Below are 3,618 nucleotides of genomic sequence, written 5' to 3' on the forward strand. Positions count from 1 at the left end.
GTCCACCGGCGCACGCGGCTCGACTTTGAACATCGGCCAGATGACCGCGGCTCTTGGGCAGCAGTCAATCCGGGGCAAGCGCATCCAGAAAGGCTACCGCAACCGCGCCCTGCCCCACTATGTCCGTGGCGAGACAAACCCCGACGCAAGGGGCTTTGTCAAATCCAATTACCGCGACGGCCTGTCTCCGCTGGAATTCTTTTTCCACGCGATGGGCGGCAGGGAAGGCCTCGTCGACACTGCCGTAAGGACTCAGCAGTCCGGCTACATGCAGAGAAGGCTCATCAACGCCCTTGAACACCTGAAGATAGAATACGACCAGACCGTCAGGGACCCGCACGGCAACATCGTGCAGTACCTCTACGGCGAGGACGGCATCGACCCGGCAAAGAGCGACCACGGCGAGGCTGCAAACCTCCCGAGGCTCATCGAAGCCGAGTCCATAGTCGACGAAGGCCGCAAGGCGACAGACGAGGCGATAAAGAAGATAATCGAAGAGTACGGCGAAAACCTCAACCCGAGGACCCGCGCCAACCTGGAAAAGGCACTCCTTGAAAACAAGCTGAGCAAGGACGGCGCAGAAAAGGTGGTCAAGAAGGTGCTTGACCTCATCGACAGGGCGCTTGCCGAGCCTGGAGAGGCCATAGGAGTCGTGACGGCGCAGTCGATAGGCGAGCCGGGAACCCAGATGACGCTCAGGACGTTCCACTTTGCAGGCGTCAAGGAGCGCAACGTGACGCTCGGCCTGCCGAGGCTCATCGAGCTCGTGGACGCGAGGAAAAAGCCGGTCACCCCGACCATGGACATTTACCTCGACGAGGCGCACAGGGACTCGCGCGAAAAGGCACTTGAAGTGGCGCGGGAAATCCTGTTCACGCAGGTGGGCGACCTCATCGAAAGGAGCGAGACCGATTACTCCGGCATACTGACCTTCTACTTCTCGGAAGCGAAACTTGCCGAGCGCGGCTGCGCGCTTGAAGAGGTAAACGAGGTGCTGGAAGGCTCCAAGAAAAAGAATGAGATCAAGATGAGCGAAAGCAAGCGCTCGATCAAGATATCCGTCCCCGACGAGCCGGACGCGCAGACCTTGCTGACGCTAAAGAACAAGCTGCTGAACACGCGCGTCAAGGGCGTGCCGGACATCGAGCGCGTCACCATCGTCAAGCAGGACGAAGAGTGGGTCATCCAGACTGCCGGCTCTAACCTTGCCAAGGTGATACTCGTCGACGGCATCGACACGGAGCGCATAGCGACAAACAACGTCTACGAGATCTGGCAGACGCTGGGCATCGAAGCGGCCCGCACGGCGCTTGTGAGGGAGATAATGAACACACTTGAAGAGCAGGGCCTTGAAGTCGACGTGCGCCACATCATGCTCGTGGGCGACCTGATGGCGTCAAAGGGCTACCTTCAGCAGATAGGCAGGCACGGCATCGCGGGGACCAAGACGTCGGTGCTGGCAAGGGCCGCGTTTGAAATCACTGTCCCGACGATCGCAAGGGCCGCGCTTGAAGGCCAGATTGAAACACTCAGGGGCGTGACAGAAAACGTTATAGTAGGTGCCACCGTACCCGTCGGCACCGGAATGGTAGACCTGTACATGCAGGTCAAAGAGGAGAAAGAAAAATGAAGGCAATTGAAAAAGTAGTCAAGGACGGAATAGCGGCCAACAAGTACAAGAGCGGCGTGCGCGCGGTGCTGCAGTCAGCCAAGAGCTCAAAGCTGGTAATCGTGTCTCAGTCGATGGAAGCGGCCGACAGGGCGAAACTGGACGAGCAGGCCAAGTCTGCCGGCGTCACAGTTTACGAATTCAAGGGCACATCTGTGCAGCTGGGCAAACTGTGCAACAAGCCCTTCCGCGTTACCGCAATAGCGTTCAAGGGGACGACGGACGCAGAGCTCCAGGCCGTCATGGCCGGGAAGGGCCAGTAGCCCACTCTCTTTTTTGGAAGGCGTCAAGACTTAAATTGGACATTCGGATTGAGCATGATTTGTTATCGTATGCTGAACGGCACGTTAGAGGGATGTTGTAAATGACGGAAATAAAGCTGACTTCTGACGAGCTTCGCTTGATATCGCTCTTCTCAAGCGTGACTTCTGCCACCGCTCGCGACTGCATCCTCGACGAAAAGATGGACCGCGTCATTTTCGTGGTCAACAAGGGGCAGATGGGCCTTGCGATAGGCAAGGGCGGCGCCACGATAAAGCAGTTGCAGGAGGTCATTGCCCGCAAGGTCGAGCTGGTCGAATTCTCTGACAACGCCGTCGACTTTATCCGCAACATGCTCAACGCAGAGATGGTGAGCGAAGTGCGCATAAACGAGAGGATGGACGGGTCCCAGCAGGCAATCGTGACTGTCGACGCGCGCAAAAAGGGCGCGGTGGTCGGCAGGGAGGGCAGGAACGCAGAAAAGGCAAGGCTCCTCGCAAAGCGATACTTCAATATAGCCAGCGTCCTTATAGTGAGTCCGGAACAGCAGGTAACAAACAGGGTGAATATGAATGGGTAAATCTCCACTAGGATTGTTTGCCGGCGGCGTGCTCAAGAGCAAGAAGGGCCGCGCACGGTGGGCAGATAAATATTACAAGAGACGTATGCTTATGCTTGACAAAAAGGCAAACCCGTTGGAGGGTGCGCCGCAGGCAAGAGGCATTGTGCTGGAAAAAGTAGGCATCGAATCAAAGCAGCCCAACTCTGCGGTGAGAAAGTGTGTCAGGGTGCAGCTGATCAAAAACGGCAAGTCCGTGACTGCCTTCCTCCCCAAGGACGGCGCGCTCAACTTTGTCGACGAGCACGACGAGGTCATCATCGGCGGCATCGGCGGCTCCATGGGTGGCGCAATGGGCGACATTCCCGGAGTCAGGTGGCAGGTATTCAAGGTCAACGGCGTGTCGCTTGACCAGCTTGTCCGGGGCAAAAAGGAGAAGCCGAGAAGATGAGCGGCAAGGAGCAGATCAACATCCTGCTTTTCAACAAGTGGGAGACCAAGGAAATTGGCGTCACTGATCCGGGGCTAAAGACAGCGATTTCGCTAAAGCCGGCCGTCCTTCCAAACACGTTTGGCAGGCACGAGCACCAGAGATTGAAAAAGGCAGACGTCAACATTGTCGAGAGGCTTGCAAACAAGATGATGCACTTTGGCAAAAAGTATGCCAAGAACACCGGCCGTATGGGCGGCAAAAAGGCAAGGGCGCTCAACATGGTCCGGACGGCCTTTGACATCATCTACCTTGAAACCGGCAAGAACCCTGTGGAACTGCTGGTGAAGGCTATAGAAAACTCGTCACCGAACGAGGACACGACGCGCATCGTCTATGGCGGTGTTGTCTATCACGTGTCGGTGGACGTGGCGCCGCTGCGCAGGGTCGACCTCGCACTCCGCTTCATATCCGAGGGCGTCAAAGAGTCCACCTACAGCAACCCGCAGACCATAGAAGAGGCGCTGGCAAAGGAGATTATCCTGGCTTCAAACAATGAAATGAGCAGCCACGCCGTCAAGAAAAAGAACGAGCAAGAAAGAATCGCAATGGCTTCGCGTTAAGCCCGCGAAACTTTTCTCTTTTCTCAACTTTTTTCCTGCAATTCGCGTCCATTTGAAACATGACGATGTGTTGTGA

General features: G+C 56.5%; 5 protein-coding genes. All 5 read left to right on the forward strand.

Annotation, left to right across the window (positions count from 1 at the left end; translation table 11 throughout):
* On the forward strand, positions 1–1,630 hold a 1,630-nt coding region (rpoA2, locus tag ACREAY_RS10555), incomplete at its 5' end, for a DNA-directed RNA polymerase subunit A'' (protein ID WP_431755731.1).
* Entirely contained in the window at positions 1,627–1,932 is a 306-nt protein-coding gene (locus tag ACREAY_RS10560) for a ribosomal L7Ae/L30e/S12e/Gadd45 family protein (RefSeq protein ID WP_431755732.1), read from the forward strand. The genes rpoA2 and ACREAY_RS10560, both read left to right, overlap by 4 nt.
* Before the next feature lie 101 nt (positions 1,933–2,033).
* Positions 2,034–2,510: a NusA-like transcription termination signal-binding factor gene (locus ACREAY_RS10565; protein WP_431755733.1), complete on the forward strand. Its 477-nt coding sequence runs from the start codon at positions 2,034–2,036 to the stop codon at positions 2,508–2,510.
* The gene (locus ACREAY_RS10570) at positions 2,503–2,940 is read left to right on the forward strand and encodes a 30S ribosomal protein S12 (protein WP_431755734.1); all 438 of its coding nucleotides are present in this window, start codon (positions 2,503–2,505) and stop codon (positions 2,938–2,940) included. The genes ACREAY_RS10565 and ACREAY_RS10570 overlap by 8 nt, the downstream gene beginning before the upstream one ends.
* Entirely contained in the window at positions 2,937–3,542 is a 606-nt protein-coding gene (locus ACREAY_RS10575) for a 30S ribosomal protein S7 (RefSeq protein ID WP_431755735.1), read from the forward strand. Before ACREAY_RS10570 ends, ACREAY_RS10575 begins: the two co-directional genes overlap by 4 nt.
* Positions 3,543–3,618: the final 76 nt, after the last annotated feature.

Origin of the sequence: Nitrososphaera sp. (assembly GCF_050748925.1) — an archaeon.
GTDB lineage: Archaea > Thermoproteota > Nitrososphaeria > Nitrososphaerales > Nitrososphaeraceae > Nitrososphaera.

Coding starts and splice junctions, on each gene's coding strand:
- ACREAY_RS10575 (WP_431755735.1), top strand. CDS start 2,937: ATGAGCGGCAAGGAGCAGATCAACATCCTGCTTTTCAACAAGTGGGAG.
- ACREAY_RS10565 (WP_431755733.1), top strand. CDS start 2,034: ATGACGGAAATAAAGCTGACTTCTGACGAGCTTCGCTTGATATCGCTC.
- ACREAY_RS10570 (WP_431755734.1), top strand. CDS start 2,503: ATGGGTAAATCTCCACTAGGATTGTTTGCCGGCGGCGTGCTCAAGAGC.
- ACREAY_RS10560 (WP_431755732.1), top strand. CDS start 1,627: ATGAAGGCAATTGAAAAAGTAGTCAAGGACGGAATAGCGGCCAACAAG.